General features: G+C 46.6%; 15 protein-coding genes. 9 read left to right on the forward strand and 6 right to left on the reverse strand.

The genetic code is table 11. The features are described 5' to 3' along the window. Positions 1 to 255: 255 nt before the first annotated feature. Together htpG and ACN0R8_RS14370 are read left to right on the forward strand one after the other, a co-directional pair. Positions 256 to 2,172, forward strand: coding sequence for a molecular chaperone HtpG (gene htpG / locus ACN0R8_RS14365; protein WP_417598615.1), 1,917 nt, complete (start codon positions 256 to 258; stop codon positions 2,170 to 2,172). Positions 2,173 to 2,618: 446 nt separating this feature from the next. Then, complete coding sequence (locus ACN0R8_RS14370) at positions 2,619 to 4,508, forward strand: methyl-accepting chemotaxis protein (protein ID WP_417598617.1); 1,890 nt, start codon at positions 2,619 to 2,621, stop codon at positions 4,506 to 4,508. A gap of 88 nt (positions 4,509 to 4,596) precedes the next feature. Here ACN0R8_RS14370 and ACN0R8_RS14375 read toward each other — a convergent pair whose 3' ends face one another. Then, on the reverse strand, positions 4,597 to 5,097 hold the full coding sequence (locus ACN0R8_RS14375; protein ID WP_417598619.1) for a YbaN family protein: 501 nt from the start codon (positions 5,095 to 5,097) through the stop codon (positions 4,597 to 4,599). 190 nt (positions 5,098 to 5,287) lie between these two features. Beyond that, complete coding sequence (locus ACN0R8_RS14380; RefSeq protein WP_417598621.1) at positions 5,288 to 5,548, reverse strand: hypothetical protein; 261 nt, start codon at positions 5,546 to 5,548, stop codon at positions 5,288 to 5,290. A gap of 165 nt (positions 5,549 to 5,713) precedes the next feature. Between ACN0R8_RS14380 and ACN0R8_RS14385 the strand changes: the two genes are divergently transcribed. Next, complete coding sequence (locus ACN0R8_RS14385; protein WP_417598623.1) at positions 5,714 to 6,475, forward strand: TIGR01621 family pseudouridine synthase; 762 nt, start codon at positions 5,714 to 5,716, stop codon at positions 6,473 to 6,475. Between the two features lie 106 nt (positions 6,476 to 6,581). Next, the gene (locus ACN0R8_RS14390; RefSeq protein WP_417598625.1) at positions 6,582 to 7,091 is read left to right on the forward strand and encodes a GNAT family N-acetyltransferase; all 510 of its coding nucleotides are present in this window, start codon (positions 6,582 to 6,584) and stop codon (positions 7,089 to 7,091) included. Positions 7,092 to 7,167: 76 nt separating this feature from the next. Here ACN0R8_RS14390 and ACN0R8_RS14395 read toward each other — a convergent pair whose 3' ends face one another. Further along, positions 7,168 to 8,796: a methyl-accepting chemotaxis protein gene (locus tag ACN0R8_RS14395; protein ID WP_417598627.1), complete on the reverse strand. Its 1,629-nt coding sequence runs from the start codon at positions 8,794 to 8,796 to the stop codon at positions 7,168 to 7,170. Positions 8,797 to 9,061: 265 nt separating this feature from the next. Here ACN0R8_RS14395 and ACN0R8_RS14400 point away from each other — a divergent pair, with 265 nt between their 5' ends. The 3 genes from ACN0R8_RS14400 to tcdA are packed head-to-tail and all read left to right on the forward strand — an operon-like array spanning position 9,062 to position 12,286. Next, positions 9,062 to 10,618 carry a SulP family inorganic anion transporter gene (locus ACN0R8_RS14400; protein ID WP_417598629.1) on the forward strand — a complete coding sequence of 519 codons (1,557 nt, stop codon included), beginning with the start codon at positions 9,062 to 9,064 and terminating at the stop codon, positions 10,616 to 10,618. A gap of 22 nt (positions 10,619 to 10,640) precedes the next feature. Continuing rightward, the gene (locus ACN0R8_RS14405; protein ID WP_417598631.1) at positions 10,641 to 11,432 is read left to right on the forward strand and encodes a tRNA pseudouridine(65) synthase TruC; all 792 of its coding nucleotides are present in this window, start codon (positions 10,641 to 10,643) and stop codon (positions 11,430 to 11,432) included. A 53-nt stretch (positions 11,433 to 11,485) separates the two neighbouring features. Further along, positions 11,486 to 12,286, forward strand: coding sequence for a tRNA cyclic N6-threonylcarbamoyladenosine(37) synthase TcdA (gene tcdA, locus ACN0R8_RS14410; RefSeq protein WP_417598633.1), 801 nt, complete (start codon positions 11,486 to 11,488; stop codon positions 12,284 to 12,286). Positions 12,287 to 12,396: 110 nt separating this feature from the next. Here tcdA and ACN0R8_RS14415 read toward each other — a convergent pair whose 3' ends face one another. From ACN0R8_RS14415 to ACN0R8_RS14425, 3 genes are all read right to left on the reverse strand, one after another. Next, positions 12,397 to 13,491: a response regulator transcription factor gene (locus tag ACN0R8_RS14415; protein WP_417598635.1), complete on the reverse strand. Its 1,095-nt coding sequence runs from the start codon at positions 13,489 to 13,491 to the stop codon at positions 12,397 to 12,399. A 93-nt stretch (positions 13,492 to 13,584) separates the two neighbouring features. After that, positions 13,585 to 14,799, reverse strand: a complete 1,215-nt coding sequence (locus ACN0R8_RS14420; protein ID WP_417598637.1) for an EAL domain-containing protein — start codon at positions 14,797 to 14,799, stop codon at positions 13,585 to 13,587. 25 nt (positions 14,800 to 14,824) lie between these two features. Continuing rightward, positions 14,825 to 17,797 (reverse strand): PAS domain S-box protein, encoded by a 2,973-nt coding sequence (locus tag ACN0R8_RS14425; RefSeq protein WP_417598639.1) that lies wholly within the window; start codon positions 17,795 to 17,797, stop codon positions 14,825 to 14,827. Positions 17,798 to 18,004: 207 nt separating this feature from the next. On the opposite strand from ACN0R8_RS14425, the gene ACN0R8_RS14430 reads away from it, so the two are divergent. Continuing rightward, positions 18,005 to 19,192, forward strand: a complete 1,188-nt coding sequence (locus tag ACN0R8_RS14430; protein ID WP_417598641.1) for a pyridoxal phosphate-dependent aminotransferase — start codon at positions 18,005 to 18,007, stop codon at positions 19,190 to 19,192. Continuing rightward, on the forward strand, positions 19,180 to 20,001 hold the full coding sequence (locus ACN0R8_RS14435) for an amidohydrolase (protein WP_417598643.1): 822 nt from the start codon (positions 19,180 to 19,182) through the stop codon (positions 19,999 to 20,001). Before ACN0R8_RS14430 ends, ACN0R8_RS14435 begins: the two co-directional genes overlap by 13 nt. The last annotated feature ends 279 nt before the right edge of the window (positions 20,002 to 20,280 follow it).

A 20,280-nucleotide genomic window follows, 5' to 3' on the forward strand; every position in this document is an offset into this window, starting at 1 on the left:
GGTTTAAAACAAGCTTGGCCTTTGAGGCAAGCACCGGCAAGGTGCTGGGATTTATGAACCGACAACGCAAGATTTACCCTAAAAACAACCACTTAAATTTTCTTTATTGCCCTTGAAATATATCGGGTTGTTCCCATATTCATTGTCAGATAACTATCGCAGGTGGAAATGGCACAGTGTTTATGTGTTGTTCCGGCCTGTAGCAAACCTAAATGCCGTTGTTCTTAACCGTTCAGCCCATGGAGATCTGATTCAATGTCTGTTGAAGCACAGAAAGAAACCCTTGGTTTTCAAACAGAAGTAAAACAGCTTCTGCACCTTATGATTCACTCTTTGTATTCGAACAAAGAGATTTTCCTGCGCGAACTAATTTCCAATGCGTCTGATGCCTGCGACAAACTACGCTATAAAGCATTGGAAAATGATGCCTTATACGAGGGACAGTCAGAACTGCAGGTCAAGATCACTGCCGATCCGGAAAACAACACAGTGACGATCAGTGATTCCGGTATTGGTATGAATCGCCAGGATGTGATTGATCATCTGGGTACGATTGCTAAATCGGGCACTTCTGAATTTTTAAGCCAGCTAACAGGCGATCAGAAGAAAGACTCTCAACTTATCGGTCAGTTTGGTGTGGGCTTTTACTCGTCATTTATCGTGGCGGAAGAAGTGGAAGTGGTTACCCGTAAAGCCGGTAGTCCTGCCGGAGAAGGTGTTCGCTGGGTATCTAAAGGCGATGGTGAGTTTACGATTGAGGCTGTTGAAAAAGCAGAGCGTGGTACTGCCATCACTCTGAAGCTGAAAGCCGATGAGAAAGAGTTCTCTGAAGATTTCCGTCTGCGCAACCTGATCCGTAAATACTCTGATCATATCGCTGTGCCGGTATTGATGGAAAAGCAGTCTTTTGAAGAGCCAAAAGAAGGCGAAGAAGCGGCAGATAAAGCGCCGGAATTTGAAGCCGTTAACGAAGCTCAGGCACTATGGACTCGCTCCCGTACCGACGTTAACGACGATGAGTACAAAGAGTTTTACAAGCATGTTTCCCATGATTTTGCCGATCCACTGACTTGGTCCCATAATAAGGTGGAAGGTAAGCTGGAATACACCAGCCTGCTTTACTTGCCGGGTAAGGCCCCGTTTGATCTGTACCATCGTGAAGCATCCCGTGGTCTGAAGCTGTACGTGCAGCGCGTGTTTATTATGGATGATGCGGAACAGTTCCTGCCGCTATACCTGCGCTTTATCAAGGGTGTGGTGGATTCTAACGATCTGTCGCTGAACGTTTCCCGGGAGATTTTGCAGCAGGATCCGAATATTACGTCCATGAAGAGCGCACTGACCAAGCGTGTGCTGGATATGCTGACCAAACTGGCCAAGAACGATACCGAAAAATACCAGACCTTCTGGAATGAGTTCGGCAGCGTCCTGAAAGAAGGCCCAGGCGAAGACTTCTCCAACAAAGAGAAGATCGCCAAGCTGCTACGCTTCACCTCAACTAACAGTAGTGATGAGACTCAGAATGTTGCTCTGGCAGATTATGTTGAGCGCATGAAGGAAGGTCAGGACAAGATCTACTACGTCACTGCCGAAAACTACAATACCGCGAAAAACAGCCCGCACTTGGAAATCTTCCGCAAGAAAGGTATCGAAGTGCTGCTGATGACTGATCGTATCGACGAGTGGCTGATGAGCCACCTGACCGAATTTGACGGTAAGTCGTTCCAGGATGTTGCCAAAGGTGAGCTGGATCTGGGTGATACTGAGTCTGAAGAAGACAAGAAAGCTCAGGAAGAAGCGGCTGAGAAAGTCGAAGGTATGGTTGAGCGCACCAAAGAGCTGCTGAAAGAGCAGGTTGAAGATGTGCGTGTGACGCACCGTCTGACCGATTCTCCGGCGTGTGTCGTGCTGAATGATGGCGAGATGGGTGAGCAGATGCGCCAGATTATGGCGGCGGCCGGTCAGGAAATTCCTGAGTCTAAGCCGGTTCTGGAGCTGAACCCGACTCACCCACTGATCCTTAAACTGGATCAGGAGCAGGATGAAGAGCGCTTCGGTGAGCTAGCGCGTATCATTCTGGATCAGGCGATGCTGGCCGAAGGTCGTCAGCTAAAAGATGCAGCAACATATGTGCAGCGCCTGAACCGTCTGCTGCTGGAATTGGCGGGTTAGTATCGGGTTTAAGCAGTAACTTGATTTAAACTGGCAGTAAAAGGCGGTCTTAGGATCGCCTTTTTTTATCTGAAAAAAGACCGGATTGTTTGTTTGCTATAACCGAGCCTTCTCCCGGCAATCCCCATCTCACCTTCCTGTAATATCCATCTCAGAATACCCTCAGTATTTAAACGTGATTTTTCAATCAGTTGATTCGTCCTTAGGTTTTTAAAATTTCTTTATTTACCCTTGTTTTGTTTTTATTTTTAGATGATTCCTCTTTTCTTTGTGTATTGTTTAGATTTTAAGTCTATATTGTTACTGTTTTATGGTTTAGACTTTAGGTGCAAGTTTATAGCTTTCAGGGTGTAAGCTATATTGACTTCAATGCAGTACCTTTCATTTAGGGCACTGCCAGATTGTTAATTCAGATAATGATAATAATATCTTGCGGAGGTTCCCCCATGACATTGAAGAATAAAGTACTCGCAGTTGTATTGCTGCCGGTACTTTTAATTACGTTAACACTGACATTTATCAGCTACACCGACTTAAAGAAAGCGCTACTTAAGTCAGTGAATACGGATACTCATCGGGTGGTTACTGGGGTCAGTATTACTATTGATACTTGGCTAAGTCAGAGGGCTTCAGTGATTGAATCTTATGCTGAAAGGTCTGTTGATCAGTCCAGTCCGTTACCTTTTTTGAAGCAGGCGGAACGCTCCGGTGGCTTTGAAATTTTTTATTATGGTCGCGCGGATGGTAAAGCCTTTTTTTCTGATACTGATGTGCAGAAAATGATGGATGTAAGAGGTTATGACCCGACGCAGCGCCCTTGGTATACGGATGCCCGTCATGCCGGTGAAACTATTTTCACAGCACCCTACGTATCTGCTGATACGGGGGATTTAGTACTTTCTGTGGCAACGCCGGTTATGAGAGGCGGGAAACTACAAGGTGTTGCTGCTGCAGACCTGAAGCTCAATCAGCTTGTTAAGGTGATTAACGGGATTGAGGTTGATGAACAGAGCTTTGTTATGCTGGTTGATGATACTGGTTTAGTGGTTGCTCATTCAGATAGCACCTTAAGAATGAAGCCGGTTTCCGATGTGGGAGCAGAGCTGAGCCCATCCGTTATCTCCCGGATTTCAGCAAGTGGAGCAATGGTTACTCAGGCCATCAATGGTGTTGATTATTTGTTACGTTTCCAGCAAGTTGGTAATAGCCGTTTCTCCGTTGGCATCGCATTGAATAAACAAAGAGTAATGGCGCCTCTGTCTGATTTGCTTATAGCTAACAGTCTGGTATCTCTGATTCTGATTGTGGCGGCTGGTGTGGTGAGTATGTGGATGATAGGGCGTGTTATGAAACCCTTGCATGCCATTGGCTCTGCGCTGGAAGAGATTGCTCAGGGGGAAGGTGATCTGACAAAGCGCCTGACCGTCGATACGAAAGATGAAATTGGCTCACTGGCGGAGCACTTTAATCATTTTGTTAATTCGATGCATAGAATTATTCAGGATATTTCTGCTCTGTCCAAAGACCTGCGTCATACTGCTGAGGAAAGTGCCAAAGTCGCTAAGCGTACCAGCGATGATGTGCAAACTCAGATGTCAGAGGTATCTATGGTTGCTGCTGCTGTCGAAGAGATGGCAACAGCTACCCAGGAGATTGCCGGTAATGCGGAAAATACGGCTGCCGCGGCTCAGGCATGTGCAGACAATAGTCGCGATGGCCAATTGGTCGTTTCAAATACACGGGAAGCAATTCAGGGTTTGTCAGGCCAAGTTCAGGATGCCGGTGTTGTTATCGATCGCCTGAGTGAGCACTCTCAAGGTATTAGCTCGATACTTTCGACCATTCAGGGGATTGCTGAGCAGACGAACCTGTTGGCACTCAATGCGGCAATTGAGGCTGCCCGGGCTGGTGAGCAAGGGCGGGGCTTTGCTGTGGTTGCTGATGAGGTACGTGTTCTGTCTCAACGTACTCACGAGTCTACTGAAGAGATTCAGCAGATGATTGGCAGTTTGCAGAAAGCATCTGAAGAAGCGGTTGAGTTGATGTCGGTAAGTCGGCAGCAAGCGGAAGATACCGTCGAAGAGGCCCATAATGCCTATGAGAAGCTGCTGAGTATTACAGAGGCAATTGCTGGTATCAGCGATATGTCGACTCAAACTGCCGCGGCTACAGAAGAGCAAACTCAGGTTAATCACAGTATTTCTGAGAATACCCTGAGGATTCGTGATATTGCCACTGAGCTTTCAGATGAGTCTGACCAGTCCCGTGCCCGTGCATCGGAATTGAATACCCTTGCCGAAAGTCTTCATGATCAGGTTAAACGTTTTAAGCTATAAGCCCAGATGCATAAACCTGTGTTATGACTTCTGATTAGCGACACTGTAATTATTAGCCGGTTGCCATTTATGGGAGCCGGCTTTTTTTCTACCCGAAAAGAGATTGGGTGTCCGCTGAATAGCTGTTTTTTTGTTTGATTATTGTCTGCCTTGGGTGAGTATCCGGCATTGCGGTCTTTCCTGACAGTTTTTTCCAGCTCTGTTCTATCATAGTATCCACTGGCTCTGAGCGGTGCTTCCAGACATACCAGAGTGCATAAAAAACGATGAAAATAACCAGAACTTTTAGCCATAAAGAGAAAGGGCGGAAAAGCAGAGGGTAGCTCACCATGGTTAGCATCATTGTGGTCGACAAAAGTTTTGCCTTGATTGGAATAACACGATCTGTCTCCCAGCTTTGTAACATTGAACCAAAGATCTTTTGCTTCAGTAGCCAGCGGTGAATTTTGTGTGAGCCTTTGGAAAAAAAGAAAGCCGCTAGGATCACAAACGGTGTTGTGGGCAGAAGTGGCAGGACAGCACCGATAGCACCCAGAATAAGTGCTAAAAAACCTGCCGCTATAAATAGGGGTTTTCTGAACTTATCCATAGAGTTCTCCTCAGGATATCAAAGGGGGGATGAGTATAAAGATAGGCCACATTGACTGTTTTTATACGAAAGATTAATGGATTGTGCGGCACTCACTAATTTCCCGGACAATATTAGCAGGTATACTTATGATGGCTTTGGCACAGGTTGAATGAGGCCTGTTTAAGAAAGCAGGCCTTCAGAGCATATCTTAATCGTCCAACAGGTCTTTGGTTTTTTCTGCGGCTTTAGATGCGCCTTCTTTTGTGGAACAGGCAGCCCGTTCTGCGGCACATTTCGTCATACAGCCCATTTTTCCGAAGCTATCATCAAAGTAACGCACTTTGCAGCTGGCCTCGCAGGCTGTCTGTTTTAGTGAACAGCTGGCCTGAGCTGATATCGGTAGTAGAATCAGAGAAAGTGCTGTGCTGGCAATAAAGGCTGTGCGTTTACTTGGTCTGGCAAAGGGCATAAATACTCCATCTCTTCTGACTGCTGAATTTGCATACGGCATAACGTATATTAGGCGGTTGATTATCTTAATTTATGGCAGCTGAATTCAAGGTAAAATGAACGTAACTATCTGACAATAGCAAAATTTTCGCACTGAGTTCGTTTTATAATCAGGGAGCTTTTTTTGGACATACAACCGAGTACTCTGAACCAGGAGTGCACCGAAGGCCACGATAATGCCATGAATGAGTCCCATGACTTTACGCTGATCGCACAAAATAAGGCTTTTGTGGTGATTAACAAATCACCCGGTGTTGATGTACATCGCGATGGTGATGAGCCCGGTATTACAGAAAAAGTTTCTGAGGCTTTGGGAGGCGTTAAACTTTATCTGGTTCATCGATTGGATAAGGTTACTTCCGGCCTCATGATTTTGGCAAAAAATGCTGCCACATGTGCTGAATTAGCAGAGTTTTTTCGCGAAAGGCAGGTAAGCAAATACTATCTGGCAGTATCTGCGCGAAAGCCAAGCAAGAAACAGGGCTGGATTATTGGTGATATGGCCCGCTCCCGAAGAGGAAGCTGGAAACTGACAAGCGGTAAACAAAACCCTGCCGTCACTCAGTTTTTCTCCTGCTCGCTGAAACCTGGGTACAGAGCTTTCTTGCTGAAGCCTCGCACAGGAAAAACCCATCAACTTAGGGTTGCACTGAAGAGTATTGGTGCTCCGATATGTGGTGACCAACTTTATGATGATGCTGCGCTGGCTTCTATGGAAGAGCGGACTTATCTTCATGCTTACCAGCTGCACTTTAAGTTGCAGGGGAATTTACACCATTACAGTGCTTGGCCGCATCAGGGGGAGCACTTTACCTCGGATGATTTTAGTCGTTTAAGAGACGCTTGGTCAGAGCCTGACGGTTTAACATGGCCTAAAACTAAATAACTTGTTGTGTATGCGATAAAACAAAGGGATTTTTGACATTATCACCAGATCGGAAACCTCTGACTCATTCTCGGCAGATAAAGTTCGTGCGCCACAGTTTTTACCTTTGATCATTCGGGAGCTTACTCCTCAGGATGCTAGGGCTTTTCATTACCTTCGTATTCGGTCACTTACCACAGACCCTACCAGTTTCAGTATTTTGTTAGATGAGGAGGAATCGATGAGTGCAGCTCAGATTCACTCCTTGCTGGATCGCTTCAATCGATCATCGGGTGCGGCATTGTGGGGCGGCTTCTGCGCTGGGTATCTGGTGGGTATGGTCGGGTTGGAGCCGAATTTGGGGCCGGTAAGGCAACACAGCGGTATTGTAACCAGCTTGTGCGTTTTACCCGAATATCGTGGGCAAAAAATTGCAATGGCACTGATGAATCATCTTGTTGACTATGCACGACGGCATGCACAGTTGGAATCTCTGGTGCTTGAGGTGAGTGAAACTGCCGCAGCTGCTATCCGCTTATACCGCAAAGTAGGATTTAAGCAGACGGGCCGTGAACCAAAGGCTCTGGCTTTCGGCGATCAGCGCTTTGATCTGATCCGGATGAGTCTCTTCGTTTAATGAGGGTGAAATAGCTAAAAGGGCTCTGAGTGAAGCCCTTCGCTGGGTGGCAGCCGGTGATGTAGGTGTACGTTGTTCAAAACCTGAAACGTGCCACCAGAGCATTGAGTTGTTTTGCAAGTTGTGTCAGTTGGGTACTGTTCTCAGTAGTCTGTTCTGAAGTATGCGTGGATTCATCTGACATAGTATTAATTGCCATAATGCTGTTTTCAATTTCATGGGCAACAGTGCTTTGCTCTTCACTGGCACTGGCGATTTGATCATTCATCGCGGTGATCTGGTCGACAGCGCCTGATATTGCACTCAAGGCATCATTGGCAGCCTCTGCTTGCAGGACAGTTTGTTCCGCCTGTTCACAGCTTTTCTGCATCAGCTCCGCAGCATTGTCGGTGTCTTCCTGTAAGGCAGATATAATCTGTTGAATCTCTTCAGTTGCCTCCCGGGTACGCCCCGCCAGATTACGAACTTCGTCGGCCACGACGGCAAACCCTCTTCCCTGTTCACCGGCACGGGCCGCTTCAATTGCTGCATTGAGTGCCAGAAGGTTAGTTTGTTCGGCAATCGCCTGAATCACGTTGATCATACCTGTGATATTCTCAGACTGTTCTTCCAGTTTTCGGATTGCGGACATGGCAGCGTTGATGTTGTCTGAAAGACCTCTGATGTCATGTCGTGTTCCGTCAACAACCCTGTGTCCTTCTTCAGACACTTGGCTGGCTGTTTGAGCTGCTTGAGCCGCTTCAGACGTGTTTTTTGCCACATCCGCGACCGTTGCCACCATTTCGTTAATGGCGGTTGCTGCCCGGTTTGTCTCTTGGGCCTGGCGATTCAGTCTGTGGTCATTCTCGCTTGCAATCTGATTCATTGTTTCTGAGGTGTTGGTCAGGCTATGACTGGTATCTGCCATTTGCTGAACCATCTCCCGAATACGGTTGGTAAAGCGGTTAAAAGCGCGGGAGAGATGAGTGATTTCATCGTTACCACTTTCATCCAATCGGGCTGTTAGGTCACCATCACCACGGGCAATCTCATCCATGGCCTCATTAACGTGATCCACTCGGCTCTGGATGACATTGCGATAAACCAACCAGAATGCCATCAGTACCACCAGTAACAAAGAAACCATTAAGCCAGTAATTTTAAGACTGGATTGAAAGCCTGCCGCAAGTGAGTCGGTAATATCGGTTGTGATCTCCAGTACGCCATGAACATCACCAGTTAGGTTGTCGGAGACAGAAACTCGAACCAGGGTACGGCCATTTTCCTCTATTCTTTCAACAATGGTGGCATCAGGGGATTGCCTCAGCTTCTCCCAGGTTTCCTGTTCAAAGTGATTGAGTTGATGGCCGGTCTGGTCAGGAAGAGAATGGTGACTGTAGAGTTTAAGTGTCAGGCCTGTATCTCTCATCAGATCGCTGAGGTCGTTAAGCAGACTCTCAGGTTGAGGGATTCTGTCATTGTGGCCCTTGTAGTTACTGTCAGGTATCAGTCCCCCTGAAATTATCGCCTTGTTGGTAACGTTCTCAGTGTAGTACTGCCTCAGCACTTTAAATTGGTTTGCTGTTGAGAGAGAGCTTTCTGTAACCCCGGCAATGATGGTCTCACTCATCTGTTTCGGGATGAATAACACAAGAATTAGCACGATAACGGCGATCAGGGTGATAATAGGAATCGCCATTTTGCCAAACAGACCTAAATTTCTCATCAGAAGTCCTTCATTATCAATGTATATTCCCTGCAACAGCTTGAGTTGTTTTTATCGGTGGTGAGCCGTGCCCTGAATGCTGTTCTAATGTGAGGGCTGCCTGTATTATCAACTCCGAGCCGAAAAGCATAAAGTAATCGTTTGTATACGGTTAATAAATTTTTCCTGACCAAGCACAGCACTTTGCACTGGTCGGTGGCTTGCTGTAAAATTCCGCCCCCTTTCTTTTTCTGGCCCATCAACACTGCAACAGTCTGAGGTATGCATGGACTCCACGCGCTATTTGACGCCTGCTCAAATGAAAAATGATGTTTTGTCCGGTTTAACGGTTGCTCTAGCTCTGGTGCCGGAGGCAGTTGCATTTGCTTTTGTCGCTGGTGTAGAGCCTTTGGTCGGCCTCTATGCTGCCTTTATGGTTGGTCTGGTGACAGCCTGTATCGGTGGCCGTCCGGGGATGATCTCCGGGGCAACAGGTGCTCTGGCCGTTGTGATGGTTTCCTTAGTGGCTCAGCATGGGGTTGAATACCTGTTTGCTGCGGTTGTACTGATGGGGATTTTTCAGGTTTTAGCAGGCGTCTTCCGGCTGGGCAAGTTTATCCGTATGGTGCCGCACCCGGTGATGCTCGGCTTTGTTAATGGTCTGGCTATTGTGATCTTTCTGGCTCAGCTGGGGCAGTTTAAGGTTAAAAGCGAAAACGGTGATATGACCTGGATGTCCGGTGAGCCTATGATGATTATGGCAGGACTTATTCTTCTGACGATGGCCATTATTCACTTTTTACCTAAGCTGACAAAGGCGATTCCTTCGTCCTTGGCGGCTATTGTGACGGTGACGCTGATCGTGATCTTTATGGGGCTGGATGCACGTTCTGTTCAGAATGTTCTGGCGGATATGACCAATGACCCAATGGCCTCTATCGCAGGTGGTTTTCCTGAGTTCCATATTCCTATGGTGCCTATGTCGCTGGAAACACTCTGGATTATCCTTCCTTACTCTCTGATTCTGGCTGCGGTTGGTTTAATTGAATCGTTACTGACATTAAGTCTGATTGATGAAATGACCGAAACCCGTGGCCGAGGTAATAAAGAGTGTGTTGGCCAGGGCGCTGCAAATGTACTGACCGGCTTCTTCGGTGGTATGGGCGGCTGTGCCATGATTGGTCAGAGTATGATCAATATTAACTCCGGTGGCCGTGGACGCCTGTCTGGTATTACCGCTGCAGTTTTTCTGTTGTTGTTTATTCTGTTTGCCTCCTCACTGATTGAGATGATTCCGGTAGCGGCTCTGGTTGGTGTGATGTTTATGGTGGTGATAGGCACCTTCGAATGGGCAAGCTTACGTATGATGGGTAAGATTCCTAAGTCTGATGCCTTTATTATCGTACTGGTATCCGGTGTTACCGTGGTAACCGATCTGGCGATTGCGGTGATTGTGGGTGTGGTTGTTTCAGCGCTTATTTTTGCCTGGCAGCATGCGAAACATATTCAGGTACGTGTTATTGAAGAGGATGATGATCGCAGGGTTTACGAGCTGACAGGCCCTCTGTTCTTTGCATCAATCAATAACTTCCGTGAGCAGTTTGACCCTAAGAATGATCCTCAGAATGTGGTGCTGGATTTCCGGAATTCACGTGTAAGTGATCACTCGGCTCTTGAGGCTATTGATACGCTGGCGGAGAAATATATTGCTGCGGGTAAAACACTTCACCTGCGCCACCTGAGTGGCGAGTGCCGTGAATTGCTGCAAAAAGCAGGCGATCTGGTTGAGGTTAATGTGATTGAAGATCCGACATACCATGTTGCCAGCGACAAATTGGCATAATCTTTTTGACCAGTGAATGCTAATGATCCGGGAAGATACGTTATCGGGGGCGTCCGGCTCCCTTAGCCAAAACGGGCAGGATGAGATCCTGCCTATTTTGTATCAGGATGAATATCTTGTGGCTATCCATAAACCATCGGGTTTACTGGTTCACCGGAGTCCTATCGACCGCCATGAAACCCGGTTTGCGGTCCAGATGCTTCGGGATCAGATTGGTTGCAAAGTATATCCGGTACATCGGTTGGATAAACCAACTTCAGGGGTACTCATTTTCGCCTTAAGCTCAGATATTGCCCGAAGACTGGGTGAGCAGATGATGGCTCATCAGATGGATAAAACCTATCTTGCAGTCGTGCGTGGCTTTGCGCCTGAATTCGGAGATATTGACCACGCTCTGATTGAAGAGCCTGACAAGCGGGTGAAAGGAGCGAGGAAGAGCGAGCCGCAACAGGCTCTCAGTCGGTATCGCTGTCTGGCGACTGCTGAGCTGGATGTTTGTATTGAGCGCTATCCTCAGAGCCGGTTCTCCCTGGTAGAGGTGAAGCCGGAGACCGGGCGCCGACATCAGATTCGACGGCATTTGAAGCATATTAATCATCCTATAATAGGTGATGCAAAGCATGGCCGCGGACGTTATAACCGGTATTTTAAAGAGTATCTTCAAAGTGACCGTTTACTCCTAGCGGCGATATCAATCCGTTTTAATCACCCTGTTTCCGGAAATTCTCTCGTGATTTCAGCACCTTTAGATGCCTCTATGCGGCAGATAATGCTTCGCCTGGGTTGGGAGCATTGGGTGAAACAATATGGTTAGAACCAGTTTGGATTTTTGTTAACGACGGATTAAAAGAACACAGAGTTACGCTGATGAATGACGATTATGATTTTCGCTTTGGTGGTATTTCCCGCTTGTATGGTGCTGTGGCAGCAAAGGCCTTTGCAGACGCCCATGTAGCGGTTGTAGGTATAGGTGGCGTTGGGTCGTGGGGGGCTGAAGCTCTTGCCCGAAGCGGAGTTGGGCAGATTACTCTGATCGATCTGGATGATATCTGTACATCCAATATTAATCGGCAGATTCATGCTATGGATGGTGAAGTCGGGCGGCAGAAGGTTGATGCTATGGCTGAACGGATTCAAGCAATTAACCCCGCCTGCAAAATAAATGCAATATCAGCATTTGTGACTGAGAAGAATGTTGCTGAACTGATGTTGAAGGAGTTTGATTATGTGCTTGATGCCATCGATTCGGTGAAGCATAAATGCGCAATGATCGCATACTGCCGCCGTAATAAGATTCCGCTGATTACCATTGGTGGCGCGGGAGGCCAAACAGACCCTCTACAGATTCAGATTGCAGATCTGAGTAAAACAGAGCAGGACCCTTTGTTGGCGAAGACCCGAAATCAACTACGTCGTCAGTACGGTTTCCCTTCCAATCTGAAACGACGTTTTTCAATTGAAGCGGTGTACTCAACTGAGCAATTAGTTTATCCATCCGGTGATGGTGAGGTATGCCACCAGAAACCGGATAATGGTGAATCTGTCCGACTGGATTGTCGAAGTGGTTTTGGGGCTGTGACTGTTGTAACTGGGACCTTTGCCTTTGTTGCTGTATCACGCATTCTGAAGAAAATTGCAGCTAGAGCGCAACGCCAGACCGGTGAATAGAAATATCAAACGCTTGTCTGTCCATCATCAGGGTATTAAAAGAAAATAAAAGCCACGAGAGTCTCGGGGAGTGACGAGACCTGTGGCTTTTGCGTAAGAAGTCAGAGCCATTAATCAATGGCATGTACGATCTGTGCTGCCAATACCTTTAAAGCGTTTTGAGCTCCGGCCAGACTGTTTTGGTCTGTATCTACATCATGAAGGCCCTTTTCAATAACTTTTGAGAAATACTCTTCCTGCTCCAGTGTCAGGTCCAGTTCATGAAAACTGCCCCTGATTTCCAGTAAAATATTATTAATCTGGCTAGCCATTTTTCCTTCATGGCTACTGATTTCGGTGTTGAGCTGATCAATAATGATCTGAATTTGGCCGAGAAGGCCTTTTAATGCTTTTTCACGCTCCAGGTCGAGATATTTTGCTTCCAGCCCCTCGATAATGACAGCGGTAACATCTCTTAAACGGCCGTAATTCACTTCATCATCAACCGGCATGTTTTTAATCAGAAAGGAAACATGACTGTCATTTAAAATAGTCCGGTTATCAAAGTCATATAGACGGCCTACGCCGCGAAGCAGTTCAAAAATATTGAGTTCAATGGGGCTGCACTCACCATTGAGCTGATCAAAAGAGTGAATCTCTTTACCGTGGAACTGCAGGCTGGTAACCAGGTTCAGGTTTCCCATCATCTCAAAGAAATGTTTGGCGACGTCGTCAAGGGAGCCCGCCTGCATACTATTTTTGAAGAACTGGAGTACATATCCGTACTGTGAGGCTTCTGCCATCGACTGGAACGCCATAGTCCGTGAAAAGGCCTCCTGGTCTTTAAGGCTTCTTTTGCCCAGTTGATACTGGCCGACAGTATGAACCTTGGCGAATAGCTCTTTCATTTCAAAAGGCTTAGCGACGAAGTCATCACCGCCAGCGTCGTAGGCCTTCAGGCGCTCTTCCAGCGAGTTATGGCCGGAAACAAAAATTACAGAAAACTCATGGTCATTTTTTTTCAGCTCACGACATAGCTCAATCCCATTTTTACCCGGCATATTGATGTCGAGTAAAATAAGGTCTGGTTTATGCTCTTCAAACAGCGCTTCGGCATCTTCGCTGGTTGTAGCTGTGTGAACCCTGTACTCACTCTCCAGCATCTCGCTGACCATCTCGCAGTGCATTTCATCGTCATCAACAATCAGTAACGTCAGGTCATTCATTCTTGGTTTTCCTATCTTTTGCTGGTGAGGACTGCTCGCATTTACTTTGATACTTTCAGATAGCAGGGCAGTCTGTCTCCGGATATGATCCGTTTAATTCTCGCTAATATAATTTTCTATCCAATTCAGGAACTCATCCGGTGGCAGAGCTTTGCTGTACAGATAGCCTTGCCCGATATGACAGCCCATTCTGCAGAGGGCTTGTTTCATTTCTTGTGTCTCAACGCCTTCAGCAACACAGCGAACTCCGAGCTGATGTGCCAGTGTGATTGAGGATTCAACAATAGCCTTTGATATAGGGCTACTCAGCAAGTGAAATACGAAACTTTTATCTATCTTGATCTCATTAAAGGGTAGCTGATTGAGTTGTGATAAGGATGAGTAGCCCGTTCCAAAATCATCAATAGACAGAGAAAAGTTTTTAAGACGTAGCCGGGTCAGGGTATCGGAAATAGCCTGACTGTGGTCGCCCAGGCCAATGCGCTCAGTGATCTCAAACGTGATCATATCTGCAGGGATTGGGTATCGTTTTAACAGACGGGTCATCAGTGCCGGAAGGTCCAATTCGTACAGGTAGGCCGCGGACAGGTTTATGGATGTCTGTAATGGAGGAAGTCCGGATTCCTGCCATATAGTCATCTGTTTGAGTGTCTGTTCAATAACACTTTCAGTGAGAGGAAGAATTTGCTGATTGCTTTCGATCAATGGCAGAAAATCATCCGGCATGATAAGTCCATTTGGATGATGCCAGCGTACTAACGCTTCGGCACCATGGAGCTTACCGGTTTTAAGATTGATTTGCGGTTGATAGTACGCAATGAATTCGTTTTGCTGCAGTCCTGTTTGAATGTCTTCGGGGTTAAACTTTAAGGTTGCAAGGGTCGATGAGGGTAAGGTTTGACCCTGGATATGCTCAGTAAAAGGTTGCTTTAACAATTCTGTCAGCGTGTTAAGGCTGATAGGTTTATTCAGTTGGCCCAAAACAGGTACATGGAGCCGGTCTGCCAGTTTATGAGCACCATCCAGAACAGAGCGTTCAAAGCCTGTCATCAGAATGAGCTGAGGTTTAACCGGCAGACTACCGAGATGGTTGATCACCTCAATACCGTCAACATCAGGCATGGATAGATCCAATACTAATATATCCGGCATGGGGCTTAATGTGAGCTCATTCAGGCTGCTAAGCACGCTGCATTGTTCACAGGAGAAACCCTGCATTTCAGCAACTTCTGCCACAAGTTCACAGATCTCTTTCTCGTCATCAAGAACGAGTAATCGCTTTGTTGGCTCGGTCGAAAAATCACTCATAAGACTTCCATGGTCTTTGGTCGCTTCATTTTTTATCCCACTGCCAGTGATTCAGAATATTCAGGATATCTTGTTTGCCGAAGGGCTTCTTCAGCAGCTCGCAAGAGAATTTTCGGGCCTCAGCCAAGCTGATGTTTTCAGCATAGCCTGAAGCAAGAATGACTCGTGTCTCGGGTGTCTTTGTTTTGATCCACTGGGCAAGTTGAACACCATTTTCACTGCCGGGCATTACGATATCTGACAGAACCAGAGAAAAATTCTGGGGTTCATTCTTAATGATCTCTTTGGCTTCATCTGCACTACCAGCCTGTTGTGTTTTAAAGCCGATGGTTTCAAGGATCTCGTGCAGCGATGACCGGATATCCTCTTCATCGTCAACAACCAGTGCCGTATGACCTGCAGGGATTTCAACCTCAGGTATAAGAGTAGCTGAGGAATGTCTGAGTGTTGATACTGTTTCGGATCTCGGCAGCCAAAGACAGAAAGTTGTGCCAATATTCTCATGGCTTTCCACTTCAAGAAATCCACTGCTGCGTTTGGCAAAGCCGTAAACCATGCTCAATCCCAGACCTGTACCTTTGCCCTTTTCTTTTGTGGTGAAAAAAGGGTCAAAGATTTTCTCCTGCAGCTCTTTTGGAATGCCTGATCCCGTATCCTGGACCGATATACAAATATAATCGCCCGGTTGTCGATCACGTACAATTAGCGAATCGTCAGTGTCGAGGCTCACATTGGTGGCACCTATGGTCAGGGTGCCCTGTCCGTCCATGGCATCTCTGGCATTAATTGCCAGGTTGATCATGACATCTTCAAAGTCCCCTCTGTCGATCAGAACCGGCCAAAGGTCTTTTGATATTTCAAGAACTATCTGAATATTTCTGGTGAGAGATTTGGTTATCAGTTCGATAAGATCGCTCAGAATATCATCGATGTGGCAGACTTCACTGTTGATCTGTTGCTGGCGTGAGAACTGCATTAATTTGTGCGTCAGGCTGGTGGTTCGGGTAGCTGCTTTGTTGATTGCACAGAGGTGTTTATTTGTTTTTTCATCATCACCGATTTTCATCTCTAATAGTTCGGCATGGCCTCTGATAATATTGGTAATATTGTTGAAGTCATGGGCAATACCTCCTACCAGTTGACCTATAGCCTCCATTTTCTGAGTCCGGCGCAGACTGCTTTCAATGCGTTTTTTCTCAGTAATATCATGCACAACCATTAAAATTGAAGGGCGGGATGACAGGTTGATTGAGTGCGAGTGAATTTCCACGTCGACAACATCTCCCGAATGCTTCTGCATTCGGCTCTCCAGAACATGGTAGTTACCATTTTCATTGTTGATCGATACCAGGGCATGGATATCCATCACCTGTTGGACAGGAATCAGATCGTAAATGCCTTTGCTGAGCATTTCGTTCAGAGAGTAACCAAATACCTCCGTAGCCGTATGGTTAACCGCAATAAACTGAAAGGTTTCCCGGTCAAATGCCATTAATGATAGTGGGCTGTCGAAAAACAGAAGGCGGAACTGCTGTTCCTGCTGAATCAGGTCGCTTTGAATGTTCCGACGGTGTTCATTAAGCACCAGAATGTGTAAATAATTGGCTACCTCCCGAACAAAACTGTATTGATCCTCATGCCATTGGGTGCGCTGAGTGTCTTCTATCATAAGAAAGCCGATCAGATTACTGTTTTTAATAAAAGCCGCACAGATAAGGGTTGCCGTCTGATTTCGTTGGATATATTCCTGCGAAAGGAAACCGCTGCCTGAGTCAGAGCGGTTTAGATTAGAAAGAGAAAGTACCCGAACTTGTTCCAGCTGACGGACAAATGTTGTATTGCTGTTCAGTAGCAAAGGGCTCTTCTCACAATAGTTTGCCTGGGCATGATCAATCTGAACAACATTTCGATAAACAGGTGTGTCTTCTTCTGCGAGCCATATACCGGCTCTTGGTGCCTGTAATGTATTGCTGGCCAATTGGCAGATCTCTCTGACCAGCTGCTCAAACGGAGCATCCTCCTGAGTGGCGATACGGGCAACTTCCAGCGTTGCCCTTTGCTGCTTCCGGATACGTATACTCTTTTCATGGCGTTCTGTATTTGTCTCCAGCTCCGCACGCACATCCTGGATCTGAATTGAAAAAAGAAGCTCTGAATGTTTGATAAAAGGTAAGCATGAGACCCGGACATTGATTAGGTTTCCAGCTTTGCTGTGGGCTTTTAGCTCCTGTAGTTCATCCGGATCTTTCTGATGCAGGTTGAGCTTGAGCTTTGGGATTAGTTGAGTAATAGCCTGCCCCGTAAGGCGCTCAGAAGGAAAGGCCAGAAGGCTTCCGGCAGATGAGTTGTGGTTGATAATGATCCCTTCGGCTGTTGTGATAAATCTCGGCGTTTTACTGTTTATAAACTGAAAGTCCTGTCCTCTAATGGCCTCCGTTCTAAGGTCTGTCTTTGACCTTTTGGTCAATTGACTCTCTTCTTCCGGCCTGAGTTCATCCAGAATCAGCAGATTGACACACAGTGAGATGAGTGACTCTAGGCCGTTTATATCATCGATGCCATAATTATTCTGTCGACCAAATAAAACCAGAATGCCTTTTTTATCACCCATAGAATTTGTCAGTGGAATCAACATCAGGCGCTGAAACAGTCGCCAGGCCAATGTATTTGCCAGCTCGGCTTTAACGGCTGTAGAGCTGTTAGCGATTAAAGGGGCTGTTCGTCTTATTTGAGGCAGTAAGCAGGAGTACATCTCTGCTGCATGTTTTTTCAGGTGCTCTTCGTCTTTTGTGTTTCCCGGGTGGTGAGCTGTGAATTCAGAGATCAGCGTGCCGGAGTGATTGTGGAGCAAAAAGGCAAATCGGCTCCCTGAAAGTGAAACCATGGACTCTAAGGCACTTATCATGATGTCAGGCAGCGGCACCTGACTCTCAAATTGCTTCAGCAAAAGAAGAGAGGCGTGGAGTGCTTTTTCTGAAGTTTCAGCAGAACCGGACATGGCATTCCTTTGGTGTCGTGTTCGATGATGTTCTTTTAATAATCGCTCATCTTAAGAATTAGGTTACTGAGCAAAGAAAATCAAACATTAAGATATGTATTTATTGTTTTTTTGGTTGGAGAGCGGTTCTTCGGTTCTGTTTTGCACTTGTGCTGTTTAAGGCTTATGCATACCATCGGAACAATTTTTTTAAGTACGGTGCTTTATATGAGTTTAAGCACCGGGTGCCTCTGGAGTTCTTTTATGCATTACCCGGAAACTAAGCTTCCAAACGTTGGGACAACCATTTTCAGTGTCATGTCTCAGTTGGCTACCGAGCACCATGCCATCAATCTGTCTCAAGGTTTTCCTGATTTTGACGGCCCTCAGCTAATGCGTGATCGCGTTGTTCATTATATGCAATCCGGAGCTAATCAATATGCACCTTTTATTGGCGTGCCCTCCTTACGCCAGGCGATTAAGGATAAAGTTGCACGGCATTATGGTGCCGATGTTGATGCTGAATCTGAGGTCACGGTGACGTCAGGTGCCTCTGAGGCTATTTATGCTGCGATTACGGCTACCGTGCGTCAGGGGGACGAGGTGATAGTTTTTGATCCTTGCTATGACTGTTATGAGCCTGCTGTCGAACTCAATGGTGGTGTTTGTCGTCATGTCGCTCTGGATCTGCCGGAGTTTAAGATTAATTGGCAGGCTTTGGAGCAAGCAATTTCACCCCGGACCCGGATGATTATTGTGAATGCGCCTCATAACCCCAGTGGCGCTAGCCTGAGCAGGGATGAACTGGATCGGCTTGCAGAGTTGATTCGGGATACCAATATTCTGTTATTAGGAGATGAGGTTTATGAGCATATTGTGTTCGATGGACTGTCTCACAATAGTCTGCTGACCCACAAAGAGCTGGCTCAGCGCAGCTTTGTGATCTCTTCGTTTGGTAAGACTTACCATATCACCGGCTGGAAAGTAGGCTACTGCATAGCCCCAGGCGCGCTGTCAGCGGAACTGCGCAAAGTACATCAATATATTACATTTTGTACTCCAACACCGATGCAGCTGGCGATTGCTGACTATATGAACACTCACCCGGAATATGAATCCGAGCTATCGGGTTTCTATCAGAAGAAGCGGGATCTTTTTTGTCATGAGATCCGCCGTAGCCGCTTTGAGTTTACGCCAGCCAAGGGCAGTTACTTTCAGTTGGCAGACTATAGCCAGATCAGTGATATGGATGACGTTAGCTTTGCCCGTTGGCTCACCACAGAAGCTGGTGTGGCGGCGATTCCTGTCTCCGTTTTTTGTGAACGGCCAAAACCGGACGCGCGGCTGATTCGTTTCTGCTTCGCCAAAAATGAAGAGACCCTAAAACATGCGGGAGAGCGGTTATGCCGGTTATAAATATCAATGAAGAAAAAACTCAGAATGACCTGAGAGTGACTCTGGTTCAGTCAGAGCTTTTTTGGCATCAGCCTGAGCAAAATAGAGCTATGTTTGCTGAAAAACTACTAGGCTTGCCGGGCCGGACAGATGTTGTAATTCTGCCGGAAATGTTCACAACAGGCTTCTCCATGGAACCGGAAGCTATTGCTGAGCCGGCTGATCAGGAAACATTGCAATGGATGCAGCAGCAGGCCAAATCTGTTGAGGCCGTGGTTTGTGGCAGTGTTGCCGTTAAAGATAACCAGGGTTGCTACAATCGTTTCTACTGGGTTCAGCCGGATGGTGAATGGTGTTCCTATGATAAACACCACCTGTTTCGTATGGCCGGTGAGCATGAACACTATCAGGCGGGGCAGGCTCGTCCTGTCATATCCTATAAGGGTTGGCGTATTTTCCCTCAAATCTGCTACGACCTGCGGTTCCCGGTTTGGAGCCGGAATCATGATGAATATGATTTAGCGATTTATGTTGCTAACTGGCCGGCTGTTCGTGAGCACCCTTGGCAGGTGTTGCTTCAGGCAAGAGCGATAGAAAATCTCTGCTATGTCGCTGGCGTTAACCGGGTCGGACAGGATGGTAATGGTCTTAACTACAGTGGTCGCTCAGCTGTGATCGACTTTAAGGGCTACAATTTTGAAAATTATGCTGCCGGTGAGAGCTTTATTTCCACGTATACTTTATCTCTGGATAGTCTGAAAGCGTTTCGCCAGGCTTTCCCTGCCTTTGAAGATGCTGATGGCTTCATACTGAAGCAGAATAAGCTCTAGTCGCCAGATATCACGACAAGCATTGTAAGCCTCTGAGGTTTTAAACTTCAGAGGCTTTTTTGTTTTTAATCAAGTGATAAACACACCGATAAGCCCACTATGATTTCAGACTGGTGTCTTAGGGTAACAGAAAGTGTTACCTGAATAATGTCGGCTTACGTGATTGTGCACTTAAAGGTAACCAAATACGCTCTATTTTGGTGCGGCGTAGTGGTGTGGATTTCAGGTCAGGGTTTTATTTTGATTATTGTTTGATAGATTCATATGTAAGCGTTGGAT

The organism is Oceanospirillum sp. (assembly GCF_048265165.1).
In the GTDB taxonomy this organism is placed as follows: Bacteria; Pseudomonadota; Gammaproteobacteria; order Pseudomonadales; family Halomonadaceae; genus Oceanospirillum.